This is a genomic window from Fibrobacter sp. UBA2449 (assembly GCF_002342555.1).
GTDB lineage: Bacteria > Fibrobacterota > Fibrobacteria > Fibrobacterales > Fibrobacteraceae > Fibrobacter.
The window spans coordinates 40,647-58,805 of record NZ_DDQF01000012.1; the positions used below are offsets into that span (position 1 = coordinate 40,647).

General features: G+C 54.3%; 12 protein-coding genes. 6 read left to right on the forward strand and 6 right to left on the reverse strand.

The features are described 5' to 3' along the window. Positions 1-27: 27 nt before the first annotated feature. Positions 28-702: a hypothetical protein gene (locus B4B27_RS07910; protein WP_290725371.1), complete on the forward strand. Its 675-nt coding sequence runs from the start codon at positions 28-30 to the stop codon at positions 700-702. 248 nt (positions 703-950) lie between these two features. Here the strand turns inward: B4B27_RS07910 and B4B27_RS07915 are convergent, their stop codons facing one another. Together B4B27_RS07915 and B4B27_RS07920 are read right to left on the reverse strand one after the other, a co-directional pair. Then, the gene (locus B4B27_RS07915; protein WP_349678241.1) at positions 951-1,760 is read right to left on the reverse strand and encodes a VanW family protein; all 810 of its coding nucleotides are present in this window, start codon (positions 1,758-1,760) and stop codon (positions 951-953) included. A 27-nt stretch (positions 1,761-1,787) separates the two neighbouring features. Beyond that, complete coding sequence (locus B4B27_RS07920; RefSeq protein WP_290725377.1) at positions 1,788-2,564, reverse strand: hypothetical protein; 777 nt, start codon at positions 2,562-2,564, stop codon at positions 1,788-1,790. A gap of 94 nt (positions 2,565-2,658) precedes the next feature. Here B4B27_RS07920 and B4B27_RS07925 point away from each other — a divergent pair, with 94 nt between their 5' ends. After that, a complete protein-coding gene (locus tag B4B27_RS07925) occupies positions 2,659-3,642 on the forward strand; it encodes an AAA family ATPase (RefSeq protein ID WP_072807678.1) in 984 nt (327 codons plus the stop codon). 109 nt (positions 3,643-3,751) lie between these two features. On the opposite strand, the gene B4B27_RS07930 is transcribed toward B4B27_RS07925, so the two are convergent. From B4B27_RS07930 to B4B27_RS07945, 4 genes are all read right to left on the reverse strand, one after another. Continuing rightward, entirely contained in the window at positions 3,752-5,395 is a 1,644-nt protein-coding gene (locus tag B4B27_RS07930) for an SGNH/GDSL hydrolase family protein (RefSeq protein ID WP_290725383.1), read from the reverse strand. A 95-nt stretch (positions 5,396-5,490) separates the two neighbouring features. After that, on the reverse strand, positions 5,491-7,377 hold the full coding sequence (locus B4B27_RS07935; RefSeq protein WP_290725385.1) for a GDSL-type esterase/lipase family protein: 1,887 nt from the start codon (positions 7,375-7,377) through the stop codon (positions 5,491-5,493). Positions 7,378-7,386: 9 nt separating this feature from the next. Beyond that, positions 7,387-9,123, reverse strand: a complete 1,737-nt coding sequence (locus B4B27_RS07940; protein ID WP_290725387.1) for a GDSL-type esterase/lipase family protein — start codon at positions 9,121-9,123, stop codon at positions 7,387-7,389. Positions 9,124-9,256: 133 nt separating this feature from the next. After that, the gene (locus tag B4B27_RS07945; RefSeq protein ID WP_290725389.1) at positions 9,257-11,839 is read right to left on the reverse strand and encodes a carbohydrate-binding protein; all 2,583 of its coding nucleotides are present in this window, start codon (positions 11,837-11,839) and stop codon (positions 9,257-9,259) included. Between the two features lie 300 nt (positions 11,840-12,139). Between B4B27_RS07945 and B4B27_RS07950 the strand changes: the two genes are divergently transcribed. From B4B27_RS07950 to B4B27_RS07965, 4 genes are all read left to right on the forward strand, one after another. Then, positions 12,140-12,997 (forward strand): TIGR02147 family protein, encoded by an 858-nt coding sequence (locus B4B27_RS07950; RefSeq protein WP_290725391.1) that lies wholly within the window; start codon positions 12,140-12,142, stop codon positions 12,995-12,997. A gap of 32 nt (positions 12,998-13,029) precedes the next feature. Then, on the forward strand, positions 13,030-14,361 hold the full coding sequence (locus B4B27_RS07955; protein WP_290725393.1) for a LamG-like jellyroll fold domain-containing protein: 1,332 nt from the start codon (positions 13,030-13,032) through the stop codon (positions 14,359-14,361). A gap of 185 nt (positions 14,362-14,546) precedes the next feature. After that, on the forward strand, positions 14,547-16,547 hold the full coding sequence (locus B4B27_RS07960) for a family 43 glycosylhydrolase (protein ID WP_290725395.1): 2,001 nt from the start codon (positions 14,547-14,549) through the stop codon (positions 16,545-16,547). Between the two features lie 9 nt (positions 16,548-16,556). After that, positions 16,557-18,137 (forward strand): glycoside hydrolase family 43 protein, encoded by a 1,581-nt coding sequence (locus tag B4B27_RS07965; protein WP_290725397.1) that lies wholly within the window; start codon positions 16,557-16,559, stop codon positions 18,135-18,137. The last annotated feature ends 22 nt before the right edge of the window (positions 18,138-18,159 follow it).

The window sequence follows — 18,159 nt, forward strand, 5'->3', positions numbered from 1 at the left end:
TTGCCGAGAAATTCTATTTTGTAGATAATGGCTCGCGGAATTTTGTGGATTGTGTTGATGGTGTGTGCCCTGCTGCTTGCGGGGTGTTCTAGCCATCCTCCGTCTGCCGCGCAGTTTATGAATGCGAGGAATGGAATTAATTTCGTTGCTGGCGGAGCGGTAAGAACAGGGGATTTGGATAATAGGAAAATTCCTGGGCGGGACGATGAATCGGTATCATATGAAGAAGGGTATTGGAATACGGATTTAGCGCTGTCTTTTGCCACTCCTTATGGGGTAGTGGCATTGGATTTAGAAGATTATACTTACAGAACCATTATGGGTGGCCGATCCCGGTATTTTGGGGTTCAGGGGTGGTACGGATTTGCCGCCGATGATCGAGGTGATGATGTGTCGTCGAGAATGCGTCATATGGGTGGCGTGATGTTTGTTGAACAGTATCCTGTCTCTGAAAATTTCAAGGTGGGAATAAGTGAACACATTTCGCGCAATTCGTATAGGGTTATTGATGATCCGGGGTGTTGCACTTTCAATAAATTGTATCCTGAGGTTTATTCGGAGTTTGGTGCTGGTGCTTATGTTGTGTATAAAGGATTTTCGGCAGAGTTTCGCTATGGACGGGAAATCGGGGCGCCGAACAACCGCTTTTATTTTCAGTTGAACTATGCCTTTTTCTTAAAGGAATGGAATTACAGCAAGTAGCCACGGGGGTGTTAGGGGGTGCCCCTTTTTATGTCTTTACGAAAAGCAGTTCTTGACGCATGCTTCGAGGATTGCGGCGAAGGCGAGCAGGGTTATGCCGAACTTGGGGCGGAGTTTCTTGATTATGGGGTAAAACGCGTTGATGATGTACAAAGTAGATGCAACCTGGTAACCTAGCGCGATGATGTATGCGGGACTTTAGGGGTGTAACCCTTCTTGTATTTTTGGGAAAAACTGAAGACTGATTTTTATCGTTCCAGCATCGGATTGTACATCATAATCGCATTGTTCTCGGTAATCAATTCCGTTGTTTCTTCGCCTGTATGCGTGTTGGTAACGCGCTTCCAAATGCAATTGTGCCGTGTATAACCGCCCCACCACTGGAGTTCAAAACGATGGTCGGTTTCGTAGACCTCGTATTTTGAGTAGAGGGGGATATCAGATGATATACGCCCATTCAAATATTCGTCATCAACCCAGAGTTTTATTTGGAACGCATGATTCGTGTTGTTTTGCAGTTGAAGGTCTATGTAATTGTACGACAGCGTGGCCCCGCATGCAAAGGGAATTGTTCGCCCGGCGTCGGGGAAAACGTCAAAACTATGGCGCCAGCGTTCCTTGATCGTGAGATCCGTGTGTAGAGCCATCCAATAGAGCAAGTTCCCGAGTTGGCACAATCCGCCGCCTATACCCGAGCCAACTTTTCCGTTGTGAATCATCATGCCTTCTTTATAGCCATTCTTTTTGCTGGGCCTGCCCACTAGGCGCCAGATAGAAAAAGTTTCACCGGGCTTGATTACTACGCCATCCAGTTTGGCGACAGCGAGCTTCAAGTTGGTAATCTTGTTGTATTGAAGGTACATATCCACGTCTTTCAACTTGCGCAAAAGAATGGACTTGTGGTCTATCCAGACGTTTGAAAAATTGACGGAATGGTCTACTTTGGCAAACCGAGTTTTGGAAAAGAACCAGGTGAGCCGGCGCTTGGCGATATAAAATTCTTTACCCAATGTACGGCGTAGTTGGGTGCGGTGCACGGGTTTGTCAACTTGGTGAATCATTGGTGATTAATATACAATTTTTGATTATCCGAAAATATTGCTGATAATTAGTTCTAGAGCAGCTGCGAAGGCGAGCAGGGTTATCCCGTACTTGGGCTGGAGTTTCTTGATTAAGGGGCGAAACGCGTTGATGATGTACAAAGTAGATGCGACTAGGTAACCTAGCGCGATGATGTATGCGGGGAGGCCGGTGCCGTTATAGAAGAATCCGTTGTATTTGCCGCTGGCGAATATTTCTATGGAGTAGAAGAAAAAGAACGACGCGATGCTCAGGGCTATCTTGAAGTTCCTGAGCCAATAGCTTGGAGTGTCGCTGCTTGATGAACTTTCGTCCCTCCAAAAGTAAACTCTGAAAAAGGGAATGTAGGTCGAATACCAAGTGAAAATTCCGATTGCAGGGAGGTATTTGGCGAGGGACAAAAGCCACCTTATTTTAAGGTTCGCAATGAGCGAAGGGTTGCGGACGATTTCGTCTATTAAGCCGCGACCTCCATGCCCTGATCCGAAGAGAAGCATGATAATGCAGAATACAAATGTGGCGGCGATGGGCAAAAGGAAACCGAATAGCTCTGTTTTGTCAAATGGATTTTCGATTCTTCTTTTTTCCTCTTCTCGTTCCCTGGCGTTTCTGATTCTCCGTTCGCGGTCTTCAAGCGCCTCGATGCGGGCCTTGACGATATTCTGCCGTTCGGGCGAGGGGTCGTTCTTGACGGCATCGCGCTCGCGGTAAAGCACGGGAAGGGGTTTGTATCGGATTTCCTTCTCGTATTTTTTAAGTTCTTCTTCGGTAAAACGTTCCATATTTCGCAATAAATGTAACATAAACGGGGAGAATTTGTTTTTTTCGGGGCAATTTTTGTATTTTAATGTCCGTAAAAATTTTAGAGGTACACTAATGGATATTCAGGAACTTTCGGAAAAGGTGCGCCAGCAGAGCGCATTCTGCATGAACTTGCTGCGTGAAGTGGAAGGAACAGTTATTGGCCAGAAGGCTCTAGTCGAAAGCATTCTGACGGGCATTTTGGCCGACGGTCACGTGCTGCTGGAAGGCCTTCCGGGTCTTGCCAAGACGACGGCGGTGAAGGCTTTCGCCGATGCCGTTTCGCTCGATTTCAAGCGCATCCAGTTCACTCCCGACCTGTTGCCGGCCGACTTGCTGGGTACCACGATTTACAACGCGAAGGAAGCGAAGTTCGAGACCCGCAAGGGCCCGCTGTTTACGAACCTGGTGCTCGCCGACGAAATTAACCGTGCTCCGTCGAAGGTGCAGAGCGCCTTGCTCGAAGCTATGCAGGAACGCCATATCACCATCGGCGACGAGACGTTCAAGCTGGACGAGCCGTTCCTGGTGCTTGCTACGCAGAACCCGATTGAGCAGGAAGGTACGTATCCGCTGCCGGAAGCCCAGGTGGACCGTTTCCTGTTGAAGGTGAAGGTGTCTTACCCGAACAAGGCCGACGAAATGAAGATTCTGGACGCCGTCGCCGGTGCGGGGCTCCGTCAGCCGCAGGCCGTCGCCACGAAGGAAGATATCCTCGCCGCCCGCCAGCTGGTGAAGCAGGTGTACGTGGACGAACGCGTGCGCGAATACATCGTGAACCTGGTGCTTGCGACCCGCGATCCGGGCAGCATCAAGCGTAGCGACCTGGTGGGCTTTGTGGAAGTGGGCGCCTCTCCGCGTGCTTCTATCGGTCTTGCCCAGGCATCGAAGGCTCATGCGTTTATTCAGGGCCGTGCCTACGTGACGCCCGAAGACGTGAAGGCCGTCGCCATGGAAGTGCTCCGCCACCGCATTATCCTGAGCTACGAGGCCGAAGCGGAAGAAGTTTCTGCCGAGACCGTCGTGCAGAAGATTCTGGATTCTGTTGAGGTTCCGTAAACTTCGCGGTCATCTTTGGCGCATTAAACCCGCGCAGTCATTCTCAAAAGTCTAAAATCCCCAGCCGAGGTGGCCGGGGATTTTTTGGAGGTGTGTTGTTGCGAGAGAGTTATCGCCTTACGGCCTTGAATATCCCGAGGGTCCTGTTGCCTTGCGAGACCTTGACGAGGTAGGCGCCTTGCCGTAGGGTTACGTGAAGTTCGCTCCCCTGCACTGCGCAGAATTCCGCGATGCGGTGGCCTTGCATGTCGAAGACGCTGATGTCGTGCGCGCCGCCGTCGATTCCCTCGAGACGGAGCTTGCTACCGTCGATTCGCCCGTTGATTGCATTGCTTTGCATCATGGATTCGGCGGCGGTGATGCTCTCGGTTCCTTCTGCGCTGGAAGACTGCGGACCGGCGATTTCTGCGCTGGAAGATGATTCCGGCTCTTCGGAACTGCTAGATTCCGGCTCCACCTGAATCAAGCCGCCTTCGGTGATGGGCGTCTTTGCCCGTGTAAGGACGTCGAGCGGATCGGGCTTGCTGGAATCGAATGCCTCGTGGTCGTCGCGTAGGTGCTTGGCGAGTTCGGGCACTTTCGCCTTGATTTCTTCGATGTTCGCGCGGGCGAGTTCGTAGGCGCCGTATTCGCAGAAGTGCGTCTTGTCGCTCGCGGTGTACATGTACATTTTTTCCTTGTTGCCTCCGAGGGCCTTGCCGAGCGTGATGCTGTGCTGGTTCAGGTCAAGCACGGTGACGCCGAGTTTTTTCCCGAGGGCGCGCATGCGTTCGGGGAGCCCGCCCACGGCTGTTTTCGGGTCGGTCTCGTTCTGCCTTGCGGTGGATGTCACGAACAGCGGGGTAGCGCCTTTCGCCTTGATTTCGTTTGCGTACTTGGTGAGGGTCGTTTCGTAGTTGTTCACATCGTTTTGATTCTTCTGGTCGTTATGCGCGAACTGCACGGTCACGAAGTCGCCCTTCTTGACTTCGGAGAGAATCTTGGCGAGGCGCTTCATGCTGTAGAACCCGCTGGCGGTAAGGCCCGATTCGGCGTAGTTCGCGATGGCAAGGCTGGATTTGAAAAATCCCGGGGCCATCTGGCCCCAGCCCGCCCACGGTGCCATAATCTGGTCGACCACGGTGGAATTTCCGCAGAGCCAGAGCGTGGTCACGTTGTCGTTTCGCTTGATTTCGATTCCTGCGACGGCGGGCGCCTTGCCGCTGATGACGAAGGTGAGCTTCTTGTCCCAGGTGCGGTAATCCTTTTCGCGGTCCTTGATGCTCATGGTCACCGAGCCGTCCATGCTTCTTGTTTCCATGCGCCTGAGCGAAACGGTCTGCCTGCTGAACACGCCGCCGGCGAGGGTGACGCGGTCGAGCATGAGCTTGCGGTTTTCGGCCCATACGGTGGTTTCGCTTTCGTTCTCGCCGTCACCGAGAATGAACGTCACCTCGTAATTGCCTTGCGGTAGCGCCACCGAGAAAACCATGTCGCCCTTCGCCGTCAAGAAATCCGTGGTGAGGTCGTCGTCCCACAGACGGTCTACCGAAGAAACCGTCCCGCTTTCGAAACCGAAACCCTGCGAGTCGCTGTACTTGGTGCTTGCCTTGACTTGCGTGTAGCCCGCGGCAACCGGGCCCTCGCCAAAGTCAAACTTGTAGTTTTCGGCGGCTTCGGTCATGGAGAATGCGGCCAGAAGCGCTGCGACAGTCACCATCGTGGCTGTTTTGACAAGGGTGTCGTAGCCCTTGATTTCAGTTTTGTAATCCATAATAACATCCCTTTTACACGCGTTTGTGCTTGTACTACAAAATGTACTATAAAATTTTTAGAAAAGCAAGAAAAATTTTAATTTTTTTTGTAAATTCATTCCCCCGATACCGCAAAATGCGCAAAAATGGCGTTTTTCCCGTCAAGTTCTATGCGCAAGTAGTAGCGACCGGCCGAAAGTCGAGCGCCTCCTTGCAGGATTGCTTCGTTGCCGGCCGAAACCATGCGGGTCTCGTCAAGAATCGTCTTGCCGAGTGCATTCATGATTTGTATGCGTGCCAAACCGCCTGCGGAACGGAATGTGAGGTTCCGAGGGTCAAAACCCATTTGCTTCTTTTGCATGGTGGCGGCGATGGTGGTGCCCTTTTCGGGGTCCTGCGTGCCGCTAGAGTCCTTGAGTACTTCGGCGACGGGGCATCCGACCCGGTGTACGGCCTCGTTGGTAAAGGACACCATATCAACGTTGGGGCCTCCGTTATTTGTTGTGGAATAGAGGACCATGTCGAAATCCACGGCGTCGAGCCAAACGTCTTCCACGTAGGCGGTGTCCCAGATATCCCAGCCGCCGGTAGGGGGCAGCTTTATATCGTAGGAGACTGCATCGATTTTGATTTTCATATCGCGATTTTCGGTTCCGTCAAATGCGTAGCGCACCATAACTCGCGCGTTGGTGGCTGACCTGTCGGATGTAAGTTTGTATGTAGCCGTGCTGGAAATGTCGTTGGTCAAGTTGAAGAATCCCTTGCCTACGTAGCCCTCGTGATTCGTGTCGGTGGTGCCGTCTCCCTTGTCCGGGTTTGCCATGTCGATGGGCGATGGCCAAGCCTTGATTCCCTTGAGGTTGGAGCATTCTACGATGGCGGAACTGGATTGCGGGATTTCGGAACTGGAAGATTCGGGCGCTACAGAGCTGGAACTTTCGTTTTCGGTAGTTGAGCTTGCGACACAGGCGGCGCCGCCCTTGAACATGGCGGTGTAGGTCGTATTGTGGTTAGGCGTCTTGAAACCGTAGTAGAGCTTGTTGGACGAAATTTTCTTGCAGTTCTCGTCTGCCCAATATTCAAAGGTCTCGCCGCTTGCGGGTGCCACCCGAAGGGTCATGGGGGAACCTCCCGGGAAACTCTGGTCCTGAGTGATTGCGCCCTTTGTCGCGATGTTCGCCTTTACGGTCACCTTGTAGCGGGGGCGTAACGCCGAAACGAGTTTTGTGAGTTCTGCCTTTGATTCGGGCGAAAGGAAGGTGTCGTTTACGCCCCTTTCCAGTTCTTCTGCAATCATGGTGCCGTGGCCCATGGAGCCCATTTCTTGGAAGTGCGTATTCCCGTCGTTACTGCCGTTGGGGTAGTTGGGGTAAAGCCCTGCGTCCAGTTGCATATAAAGGAATTTCTTGACATACGAATCCATCATTCCTTTGTATGTATTGTTATAGGTATTGTAGGATTTCATGTTCAAGTCTACGAAGGGAATCTTGTAATCCTTCGCAAGCTTTAGCATCATACCGCGGGAATCGTAGTTGTTGCTTCCGGTAGAAAATACGTTGCGCGAACCGCTCATGGTGACGGTAGAAACCAACACCGGGGTTGCCCCGCGCTTTTGCGCCGTCGTGATGTACTGTTTCATGTAATACGGGAAGGAATCCTGGGGCACGTAGCGTTCCGGCTTGTTTGCGGTGCGGTCGTTATGCCCGAACTGCACGAACACGAAATCCCCTTTCTGGATGTTTGGCTCGAGGCTTTTTAGGCGGCCATCCACAATGAAACTCTTGGAACTGCGCCCGCCAATAGCCACGTTGTTTACTTTCACGCGGGAAGCGTCAAAGAAGTTGTTCAGCACCTGGCCCCAACCTTTTTGCGGGTATGCGGAATCCTTGTAGTTGCAGACCGTAGAATCGCCGATGACATGGATGGTGAAGGATGTGGTGTCGCTCACGGCAAGGCTTGTAAACAGGCCGGCCACGATGGCGTATTTGAAAAAGTTCTTCATGCTGGCTCCTTATTTTACGTTGGCCCAGGTGGCGCTAAATTTGTGTTTCCCGTTGCGGACGACAATGCGGTAGATTCCGCTTGCCTGGACGATGTCGGACAGGTCTATGTTGTCGCTGCCGGAGAGCTTGCGGGCGACCAGACGGCCCGACATGTCGAAAACATCTATCCTCGTGTTTTCGTTTTTCGCGACAGAAAGAATGTTGCCTTTCAGGGATGTTGTCTCGACTTCGGGAACGATTCGTTCCACGCCGTCGACGCTGAACCCGAATGCGTCTATGTTCGGCCCTCCGTTTTCGGTCATGGAAATGAACTTGAGGATTCCTTCGCCATTGATGAGATCCAGATCCACGTAGGCGGTGTCCCAGGTGTCCCAATCTGCCGTGGGCTTGAACTTCACGATATAATCGTGGTCGAGGTACACGTTCAGCGAACGTTCCTCGGTGCCGGCAAAGGAATAGCGGATTCCCATAGTCACGTAGCCTGCGGAGGGAAACTTCATCTTGTATTCGGCGGAAGAATTCAGCACGTTTTCAAAATTGAAGAAACCGTTTCCCGTATAGCCTTCGTGGTTTGCCTCGGTGGCGCCGTTTCCCGTGTCGGGATTGGCGGCGTCGATAAAGTTCTTGATGTCCAGGCTTACATGCTTTTCTTCTTCCTGGACGGTGTCTTTCGCGGTAGTGTCTACGGAGTAAGTCACGTCGGAAAGCTTTTTCGGCGTCCCTGTCGGGAAACTTGTCAAAGCCTTGCCGTCGCCGGTATATTTTTCTGCGGTGCCGCCTTCATAAACTGCGGTGTATTGCGTGCTGGCAGAACCCATGACGAAGGTGTATATCTTGTCTGATTTTACCGTGGTATTCGCGTTCCCGCTTACCTTTTTGCCGTTGCCGTCATACCAGCCGAGAAATTTCTTGCCGGATTTCGGGGTGGTCTTGAGCGTTACCGTCATGCCCTTGGGGTAATAGGAGCTGATTGTCGTCGCCTGGTCGGAACCTGCGGGGCTGACTTTTACGTCCACCTTGTACATGGGCGCCAGGTAGTCGGCAAGCTTTTTCACCTGAGCGTCCGGGTGAACGCGCAGCTGCTCGGTAATGATGCGTCCGAAAGCGATGGCTCCGTTCTGCTGGAAATGAAGGTTGTCGTTGTTCCCGTTCGCGTAGTTGCTGTATTCGCCCTTGTCAAGTACCACGTTTAAATAATGGTGGGCGTAGAACTGGCCTACGGAAAGCAGGTAGTTGCGGCTCAGGGTGTCCATGTCGATGATGGGCGTGTTGAGCGTTTTCGAAAGTTCGCGTGCGATAATCGGGTAGTTGTGGTAGGATTCGTAAATTGAATCCTGCTTTGTTCCTCGGAAATCGCTGCGGCGTACCGGATTCACGATGATGGGGTAGGCCCCCTTGGCCTTCGCCTCGTTGATCATCTTGGTCATGTAGGTGCGGTAACCGGCTTCGGAGCTGTAGTTGCGGTCGTTGATGCCGAACTTGATGAATACGTAGTCGCCTTTTTGGAGGGCGTTCTTGACCGGGGTCCATTTCCCGCCGTTGTAATAAGTTTCTGCGGCGGTACCGCCTGCACCGTAGTTCTTGACGGTCGCGAGCCCGGAATCGAAAAAGTATCCGAAATTCTGGCCGATGCCCTGTTTGGGATAATAGCCTGCGTTCCAGTCCTGCATGGTGGAATCGCCACACATGTAGATGGTTACTTTCGCCCATACGGCTGCCGGGGCAATGACCATGGAAATTGCCACTAGGCCTTGCCAAATTTTTGAATAAAATCCGTTCATTTTAAACCAATCCCTTTTTTGTGAAATCCGATAATAGTCAAAAAGTCGCCCAACGCCCTTCCGAGAAAGGGCGTTAGGCGTGGAGTTTATGGGGGATCTATTTCTTAAAAATGCCCTTGGAAACGTACTTGCCGTCGATCTTTACACGCACAAAGTAGTTGCCCTTCGGGAGCGGTTCCTGCGAGAGGTCCACGGCGCTCTCGCCCGCGGCGACAAACTTCGCGATGGTCCCCACGATGCGGCCACCCATGTTGTAAATCTCGATTTCGGCATATCCGCCACGGGCAAACTTCTGTACGCCTGTCGCAAGGGCGGTCGTCCCTTCTGCAGAGGAAAGCGTCACACCCGGTACCCCGAAGTAGAAACCGTCCACGTTCGGGCCGCCGTTCTCCGTGGTGGAGGTGAGCTTGAGTGTGTTCTCACCCTTCACGATGTTTACGGGTACCTGGACTTCCTGCCAGGTGGTCCAGCTGCCGGTAGAAGGCAGTTCTACGCTGACCGCTTCGCTACCGTTTATGGACAAGTTCATATTGCGGGCGTCGTTTCCGCCGTTTGCGAACACGATAGAAACGGTCGTCTTCGCGTCTTCCTTTGCGGTCACTTTCCAGGTGGCAAAGCTCGCCGCATCGTTGTCGAAGTTGTAGTAGCCCTTCTCTTTCCAGCCTTCGTTCGTGTCTTCGAAGGTGCCTTTACCTTCTGCCGGGGCGGATGCATCCACGAACGATTCCTTCGTCATGTCGTGCTTGATTTCGGGAACGACGGGGTCGACAATCACCGGGTCAACAACCACGGGAGTAGTACCGTCACCTGTAAGGTAAATGGAGGGCTGCTTCAGGTTCTTTACCGCGTCGGGCAGGTAGTAGCCCAGGTGCGGCGGCTGGTTGTAGGCCACGTTCTGCCAGGCAATGCTCACGCGGTAATGCGGGTCGTGCATCAGGGTGTACACGCGGTAATCTGTCGTGACCGGAGTGCCGAAAATCGTAATCATGGAGGCGTCGCTGCCTGAACGCAGGATAAGTTCTTCGCGCCAGTCGCCGAACAAATCGGCTACGAGGCTCGGGTTCTTCTTTGTTCCGTTGTTCGTAGTGGACTTGTTCACGTTGCCGTAGGTAAAGTAGCGGTTTGCCTTCTTGTCCTTGGTGCTCCACTTGTCTATTGCGCCGTCAAGCAGTTCGTCTTGCAGGTCTCCGTCGAAATAGATGCGGAAGTTCACCGAGGGTTTGCTGCCCGAAATCTTCTGGCCCTTCACGTTCTTCACGCCGTCACCCGCGCTGCTCCACATCTCGAAACCGCGGTGGTCCGCGTCGATGTCTGCGGCGAGGCCTCGGCCGTTGTCTACGCCCGGGTTCGGCTGCTTGGTGCCCCAGATGATCTTGCCGTCGGGGCCGCGGAAATCGTCGGTGTAGGCGGCAGACTTTTCTTCGTGAACGTCCCACGATTCAAGGCCCGGGCGGTCGGGGTCCATGTCAGAGAGGTGGAGCGCGTCGCCGTGTCCGAGCCCCGTGCGGTAAAGGAGCGTACCGTCGGACTTGAGCGCCGCGGAACCGAACACGATTTCGTCCTTGCCGTCGCCGTTGATGTCGCCCACGGAAACGTTGTGGTTGCCTTCGCCGAAGATGCCCTGGCCCCTCGTTTCGGACTTGTGGTACCAACGTTGCTTGAGCTGCTTGCCGTCGAAGTCGTAGGCGACCGCGTAGGCGTAGGTGTAGTAGCCGCGCATCATCACGAGGCTCGGGTGCACACCGTCGAGGTAGGCGATGGCCGCGAGCATGCGTTCACTGCGATTGCCGTAGGTGTCGCCCCAGTTCTTGGTGACATTACGGCCCGGCACGTAGTCGATGGTCGTGATGGCTGCACCCGTCTTGCCGTTGAATACGGTCAGGAACTCGTTCCCGCTCATGATGGTGCCGGTCTTTGTGCGGTAATCCTTGCTCTTGTCGCCGATGGCCTTGCCCGTACCGTCGATGGTGCCGTCGCTTGTCTTCATGGCAACTTCGGCGATGCCGTCACCGTCTAGGTCGTAGACCATGAACTGCGTGTAATGGGCGCCCGCGCGGATATTCTTGCCCAGGTCGATGCGCCACAGCTTTTTGCCGTTCATCTTGTAGCCGTCAATATACACGTTGCCCGTGTAGCCGCTCTGCGAGTTGTCCTTCTGGTTGCTCGGGTCCCACTTTACGACGAGTTCGAGTTCCCCGTCGCCGTCCAGGTCGCCCACGCTCATGTCGTTCGAGGTGTAGCTGCAGCTGGAACCGTCGGGCATCTTGAGGTCGCCCGGGCGGTCGAGCTTGAGGGTCGCGTACGGGATGTTCTTGCCGTCGGAACTGGCCGACTTGTCGAACACGAACGAGAGCCCGGCCTGCGCGCCTTCCTTGCCGTCCACGACTGCGGCGACCGTATACTTGGAGGTCGCCTTGCCCGAAGCGTCGAGGTAGTTTGTCGCGCCGTTCCCTGCGATGGTCGCAATTTTTGTCCCGTCACGGTAGAGGTTGAATTCGGTATTCGGGGCATCGCTCCCGAGCAGGCGCCAGCTGACCAGCATGCCTTTTCCGACGTTCGCGGCCACGAGACCGCGGCTTAGGTTTTCCATTTGCCGGGGCGCCGCGAATGCTTGGGCGGCCACCCCGAGAGATAGCGCCGCGCAGAGCGCAAGCGCCTTTTTCCTATTTCCACACACCATATTTTCCTCCCTAGAAGGGGTTGCGGTACAAATCGTACCGAAAATTAATATAATCCAAATTTTTATTAAAAGTCTACACTTTCTCAATATTTTACCTTAGTTTACAAAGTTTGTTGACTATTTGTTACTATAAAATGTCCACATTTGCAGAGAAATTGCCGAAAAATGTTTCGTTTTCGCCATTTTTTGCGCCTGTTTCGAATGTCAACACCCCGAGGCGGGGCTTGAACGCGTCCCGTACCGGGAAAATTTTTAACTTTTACTATACCATGTACTACATTTTTATGTATATTTAATATCATGAATACCTTCGTAAACATTTTCGAGTTTACCAAGTTCCGCAAGTTCCTGGCCGAATACCAGGAGCGCCGCCAGGCGGCGGAGCCTTCGTTTTCGCGTACCGAGTTCTGCAACTTGCTGGGGCTCCCCAATACCCGCAGCTATTTCAACGACGTGGTGCAGGGCAAGCGCGTGACCGACAACATGCGCGAGCGCTTTATCAACGTTATCGGGCTCAAGGGTAACGAGGCGAGGTATTTCGAGGCGATGGTCGATTTCGACCAGGGGAAGACTGCCCAGGTGCGCGAGGCGGCGTTTGATGCCATGATGCGCCTGAACAAGAACCCGCAGGCGATTGTGGACCCGGACAGCTACGAGTTCTTTGGCAACTGGTACAACAGCACGGTCTATGCGATTCTCGAGGTGATGGATGTGGGCGACGACGTGTCGGAACTTGCGGCGAAGATTTTCCCGCCCGTGTCCGAGAAGCGCCTGAAGGCAAGCCTTGAACTCATGCAGAAAATGTCGCTCGTGCGCAAGGACGAACGCGGATTCTGGAAGCCGACGAAGGATAGTCTTGCCACGGTGCAGCAGAGCAAGAGCCAGATGGTACTCCAGTTCCAGAAGCAGTGCCTGGAACTCTCGAAGCAGGCGCTGGAGTCCGAAGGGAGCGAATCCCGCGACATGACCACGTTCACGTTTGCGGTGTCGAAATCCGCACAGGCGAAGGTCGAGAAGGCTGCCGAAAAGTTCAAGGCGCAGGTGCGCCAGATCGTGATGGCCGATAACGAAACGCCGACCGTCGTGGAACATGTGAACCTGCACGTGTTCAGCAATATCCGCGAAAACAATAAACCGTCCGGTGCGGGCGAGGCGTAGGGAGGGAAGTGTTTATGGGATGCTTTAGGAATATGATTGGTTCGGGACGACTCGCGTTCGCTTTTGCCGCGGTTTGTGCGCTCGCCTTCTTTGCGGGCTGCAGCAATACGTCTTCTACGGATTCCGCAGGAATCCTCATCGAGACGAATACGGGCAACAAGGGCGTTGCGCGGATTCTCGTTTCTGTCGAGAACCTGGATGTTGTCGCGGGCGATACCGTTGTGGTGTTCAAGGCGAGTGCCGATACCGTGGGAGATACTTTGTATGTAGATACGGTGGACTACAGGCATGTGGCGACCTCGATTGAGTGCGCGTCGGGCGTGATGTCGCTCGATAGCCTGCCCGTGGGCGATTACGAATCCGTTTCGGTGCACCCTCTGGAAGGTGACGTGCGTTCCGTGGCGGTATCCTGGAACGTCGAGGAAAATTCCACGAATATCGACCGTGCGCTGGATGCGGAATTCAAGGGCGCTGTCGCGCTCGTGCTTCCTGAGGGTTTTGTAGATTTGGCCAGTTCGGACGAGGTGTTCGAAAGCATTCCCTTCGCGGTCCGTCTCCCGGATGTGAAGAACCCCTGCCTGCTGGATGCTAACGGTAACATGGTGCGTCTCAGTCGTGCCGAACTTGCGGATGTCCCCACGGCAAAGGCTTCTGATTCCGCTGTTTATTGGGGCGTGCTGCCGCGGGTAGCCTTCGACGGGAATGGCGCGATTTCCCTTGACATCGTAGAATCGTGCCAGTCCAGCGACCGGATTGACTTGGCTCTGGCCCGCTATGTGGAGCATTTTGATTCGATAGTGCCTTCCGAAGCGGCACTCGCTACCGGCAACGAGCTTGCGTCTGTGCTCGGCAATTCCCGCTGGGTGGATTCTACCGACAACTGGTTCTACATTTCCGATTTCAAGCCCTTCTCCGAAGACGGCTACTACATGGGGCTCTCCATCTGGTTCAATATCGATTCTATGCAGGTGGGCGAGTACGCACAAATTATTTCGGCCAAGAAGGATAGCGTGGGCTTCACCCTGCAAAAGCGCGGAACATCGGGTGCGGTGAACCTCAGGCTCGATACGCGCACGGGTGTCTACAACACGGTCGTGGGGCGTGCGAACGGGGTGCTCGACGGAACCTGGCACAACTACTCGTTCAAGATTCATGGCGATAGCGTGACCACGTTTATCGACGGAACGCTGCTGGAATCCAGACAGTTCGATGCGGGCGAGGGCTTTGCCACTGCGTTTAACCCGGCGATCGGCTATGGCGGGCTTCGCGGCGGTATCGACGAGGTATTCTTCTTTGACGGCACGCAGTCCAACAACTGGATGCGACTCTTCTACGCCCTGCAATATGCGGTTATAAAGGAATAAACGGGTGTTTAAGGCGCCTTTCGGGGCGTGTTTTGCGAAATGTGGACTTTTTTTAAGCAAAGTGTTGTAAAAATTACATCATTTAGTTTGAAATTGCGTAGAAACTATTGACTTTTAATAAAAATGGTCGTATATTTGAAGTAGTAAACCTTATAGTAAAAAGGGAGATAAATATGTTTGGTGTAATGGGATTAAATTCTCGCGGAGTGGTGTCCGCGGCAATTTTCACGCTCGCCTTGGCGGGCCAAGGTGCGTTCGCTCAGTCGTGGTATGCAACTGACGTGCGCCAAGGGGGCCATGACCCCTCCATGTACAGGGACGAGAATGGCTACATCCTTATGTCCACGAATAACAACCTGGCGATGTGGACCTCGACGGACATGGTCAAGTGGAGTTCGAAGGGCCAGATTTTCAGGGATAGCCCGCAGTGGCTCAAGAATGCCGTGGGCGGAAGGACTGACGGCATCTGGGCTCCGGACCTGTTCCATTTCAATAACCAGTACGGCGTGTTCTACTGCGGCTCCGTTTTTGGTCAGCGCACCTCTGCAATCGGTGTCGCGACGAACGCGAACCTGGACTTTTCCAATCCGGCAAGTGGCTGGACGGACCAGGGCGAAGTGACGCGCACCACGAACAGCAACAACTATAACGCGATTGATGCCGACGTGGTGGTGACTCCCGATGGCCAGTACTGGATGACTTACGGCTCGTGGAATGCGGGCGGTATCCGCTTGATCAAGCTGGACCCCAAGACAGGCAAGCAGGCGAGCGACGACAAGACGAACTACATGATTGCGACGCGCGGCGGTACGGGTATCGAAGGCCCGAGCCTCATCGAGCACGGCGGACAGTATTTCTTGTTCACGGCCTGGGACGTATGTTGCAAACAAGGTAACGAAATTGAACAGACCACCTACAAGACGGCCATGGGCCGCGCCGACAAGGTGAACGGAACCTACAAGGACCGCAGCGGCAAGGAACTCAACAAGGGTGGCGGAACCATCCTGATGCAGCGTTACAGCCGTTACGTGGGCCCGGGCGGCGGCGAAGCCTTCAAGGACCTGAACCGCATCCGCTTTGTGCATCATTACTACGACCTGATCGGCGACAAGTACAACCACATCCACATTCGCGACCTAGTGTTTACCGATGACAACTGGCCCGAAATGGGACAGCCCTTCCTCGGGCGCTACCTGAGTGCCGAGGCGGAACACGGCATTATGACACGCGGTGCGACGGATGACCTGACCTTCAATTACACGAAGGAAGCTTCGAACGGCGAATACGTGGGCTACATCAATACGAAGGGTTCCAAGATTCGCTTGCCGATGAACATTATGCAGGCGGGCGATTACATTCTGCGTTACCGCTACGCGAACGGCGGCGATAATGATGCTACGCATAAAGTAACAGTGAATGGAAAGGCGCAGACGGTGAAGCTCCCGAAGACGGGTGCCTGGGGCAGTTTCCCCGAAAAGTCCGTGGCGATGATTCCGGCGACGCTCAAGCGCGGTGGCAACTTTATCGAGGTGGAGCCCGACCAGAATTTTGCGGAACTTGACCGCATCGACTTCTTGCGCGTGATTCGCGATACCATTCCGGGCAACGGCTTCGATAACGGCATCAAGGTGCGCCTCACGAACGATGACAAGCTTGCCGTCAAGAACGGCGGCTACGCCATCTTCGAAAACGTGGTGACGGATTCCATCAGGAGCACCGAAGTCAAGGTTGAACTGCAGCAGTGCAGCGGCGGGACGCTCAGCATCCGCGAGGGTTCTGCCTCGGGTACGGAACTTTCCAAGTGCACTGTTCCTTCGAGCTGCGCAAACGGCGCCTGGACCGAAGTGAACTGCTCTGCCACCAAGAAGCTTTCGGGCGTCAAGGACTTCTACCTCACGGGTAGCGGCATGAGCGGCGAAGTGCTGGTGGGCAACATCCGCTTCGGAAAGGCCGCCTCTATCGAACCGCCGGCATCTAGTTCTAGCGTGGCTCCGGTGGAATCTAGCTCCAGCGACCCTTCGACCAGCTCAGGGACCGCTGAACCGCAGTCTAGTTCCAGCAGCGGAACGACTGCGATTGCTCCGCGCGTAATTCGCAACGATGTGCAGACGCCTGCGCGCAAGGGCTACCGCGACCTCAAGGGCCGTAGTTTTGACAAGCAGATTCCGTACAGGGTGATGTTCTAGGGGCTTGATATGAAAAAACTAGGTGCATTTTTTTCTTTGTTGGCTGCGGCCTGTTTCGCGGCGAACCCCCTTACGACTCAATTCTACTCTGCCGATGCCGCGGCGCTCGTGCACAACGATAGCCTGTTCATTTTTGCGGGCCACGACGAGCAGGGCGCTCAGGGGAACAACAACAAGTTCTTCTTGATGAACGACTGGCACGTGCTGGTGACCGACGACATGGAAAACTACCATGACTACGGCGCAGTGCTTTCGTGGCGGACCTTCAAGTGGGCAAGCGGCAACGCCTTTGCGGGCCACTGCGAATACCGTAACGGCAAGTTCTACTGGTACGTGGCTGTGCATCATGCGACTGTCGTGCGCGATGAAGGTTTCGCGATTGGAGTCGCGGTGGCCGATCACCCCTCGGGTCCGTGGAAGGATGCTATTGGCAAGGCGCTCGTGACCGATGATACCCAGAACGATGTCGCGCTGAATATCGACCCCGCGATTTTCTACGACGGGAACGATATCTGGATGTATTGGGGCTCGTGGAATGCGGGGCGTCGCGTGAAGCTCAAGGAAAACATGATTGAGCTCGCGAGTACGCCCGAAGACATCAAGATTAAGGATTTCTTCGAAGCTCCCTGGATGCACAAGTACCGCGGCAACTACTACTTCAGTTACGCCTCGGGCTACCCGTCTACCACGAATTACTCGATGGCCACGAGCCTGAATGGTCCGTGGACGCAGAAGGGTGTGCTGAATGACAAACTCGACAATTCCGAGACGAACCACCAGGCGATTTTCAAGTATCTCGGCCACTGGTATTTCATGTATCACGGCGCGAATGCTCCGGGCGGCTGGACCTACCGCCGTTCCGTGAATATCGACTACCTGTACTACGACGAGAATGCGAATATCCAGAAAATCAAGCGCACCACCACGGGTGTAGACAAGGTAAATAATGCGCTTGTAGAAAACGGCACGTACCGCCTGACTGTTTCGCACAGCGCCCTGTCGCTGGTCGAAGAAAACGGAATCGTGGTGCAACGCCCCGAAAGCGAAAAGGATGCAAACCAGTTCTGGATCGTAGAACGTAGCGCGAAAAATGCCCGCCATTACATGCTTAAGAATTACGGCACCGGCCGCTACTATTGCCCGCCCAAGACGCTGCTCGATACCGTCAAGACGTCGGCGACCGCCTGCGAAATCCGCATCGAAAATGCCTCTGCCGCAAAGGGCTACTACCTGTACGGCGACTACGACAGCGACTTTGTGGGCGACGTGCTGAATGTCTCGAAGGACGCGGGCATGCCTGTGATTACCTGGGTGCGCACCGGCGCAGACAACCAGAAGGTGAAACTCGCGAAGGCGACCCCGCCGGCTGTTGAACCGGAATCGTCCTCTAGCATCAAGGAGTCTTCCAGCTCTGTTGTCGCCGAAAATTCTTCGAGCAGCGAAGTTGCGTCCGAAAGTTCCAGCAGTGGAACTACCGCGATTGCTCCGCGCGCAGCTCGCCAGGGAATGCAGGTGCCTGCTCGCAAGGGTTACCGTGACCTCAAGGGCCGCAGTTTTGACAGGCGGATTCCGTATCGGGTGATGTTCTAGCGGAATTAACTTATTCTAAAAA

Excerpts from the sequence above, each read along its gene's own strand:
- B4B27_RS07910 (WP_290725371.1), top strand. The coding sequence starts at position 28 with ATGGCTCGCGGAATTTTGTGGATTGTGTTGATGGTGTGTGCCCTGCTG.
- B4B27_RS07920 (WP_290725377.1), bottom strand. The coding sequence starts at position 2,564 with ATGGAACGTTTTACCGAAGAAGAACTTAAAAAATACGAGAAGGAAATC.
- B4B27_RS07925 (WP_072807678.1), top strand. The coding sequence starts at position 2,659 with ATGGATATTCAGGAACTTTCGGAAAAGGTGCGCCAGCAGAGCGCATTC.
- B4B27_RS07930 (WP_290725383.1), bottom strand. The coding sequence starts at position 5,395 with ATGGATTACAAAACTGAAATCAAGGGCTACGACACCCTTGTCAAAACA.
- B4B27_RS07935 (WP_290725385.1), bottom strand. The coding sequence starts at position 7,377 with ATGAAGAACTTTTTCAAATACGCCATCGTGGCCGGCCTGTTTACAAGC.
- B4B27_RS07945 (WP_290725389.1), bottom strand. The coding sequence starts at position 11,839 with ATGGTGTGTGGAAATAGGAAAAAGGCGCTTGCGCTCTGCGCGGCGCTA.
- B4B27_RS07950 (WP_290725391.1), top strand. The coding sequence starts at position 12,140 with ATGAATACCTTCGTAAACATTTTCGAGTTTACCAAGTTCCGCAAGTTC.
- B4B27_RS07955 (WP_290725393.1), top strand. The coding sequence starts at position 13,030 with ATGATTGGTTCGGGACGACTCGCGTTCGCTTTTGCCGCGGTTTGTGCG.
- B4B27_RS07960 (WP_290725395.1), top strand. The coding sequence starts at position 14,547 with ATGGGATTAAATTCTCGCGGAGTGGTGTCCGCGGCAATTTTCACGCTC.
- B4B27_RS07965 (WP_290725397.1), top strand. The coding sequence starts at position 16,557 with ATGAAAAAACTAGGTGCATTTTTTTCTTTGTTGGCTGCGGCCTGTTTC.